This is a genomic window from Virgibacillus sp. AGTR, assembly GCF_016919725.2.
Taxonomy (GTDB): Bacteria; Bacillota; Bacilli; order Bacillales; family Amphibacillaceae; genus Virgibacillus; species Virgibacillus salarius.
In genome coordinates this window covers 1-443 of the sequence record NZ_JAJERH010000191.1, presented here as the reverse complement: position 1 = coordinate 443, position 443 = coordinate 1, and the positions used below count along the sequence as shown (strand labels likewise).

Annotated in this window: 1 protein-coding gene; it reads right to left on the bottom strand. The window is 36.6% G+C overall.

The features are described from left to right. Positions 1-443, bottom strand: a 443-nt coding sequence (locus JUJ52_RS23185; protein ID WP_228089264.1) for a transposase, incomplete at both ends; no start/stop codon positions are given.

Sequence of the window (443 nt, the reverse complement as noted above, 5' to 3'; positions counted from 1 at the left end):
TGTAATACCTCACTATAATTTTGTTCACTACCATAACCGGCGTCAGCGACAATATACTTGGGTAACTTGAAGTACCTTTCTTCAATATTATTGAGGAAAGGAATAAACGTGCGAGTATCCGTAGGATTTGGAAATACATCATAAGCTAATGTGTACTGGCCTTCGGTCGCAATTTGTACATTATAACCCGCCTTAAGTTGGCCATTTTTCATATAGTCATCTTTCATTCTCATAAAAGTGGCATCATGATCCGTCTTAGAATAACTATTGCGGTTGCCAAAGATCTCCATATCATTTTGATATTTCTGTTTACGAATTACATAGTCTTGGAATTGTTTACGGTATTGCTTGGGTTCTTTTCGCATAGAACGGAGTTGTTTGCGATCTTTTGCTTTTTCACTTTCCTCGATTTCTTGATCGTATTTCTTCACTTTTTCATCTAG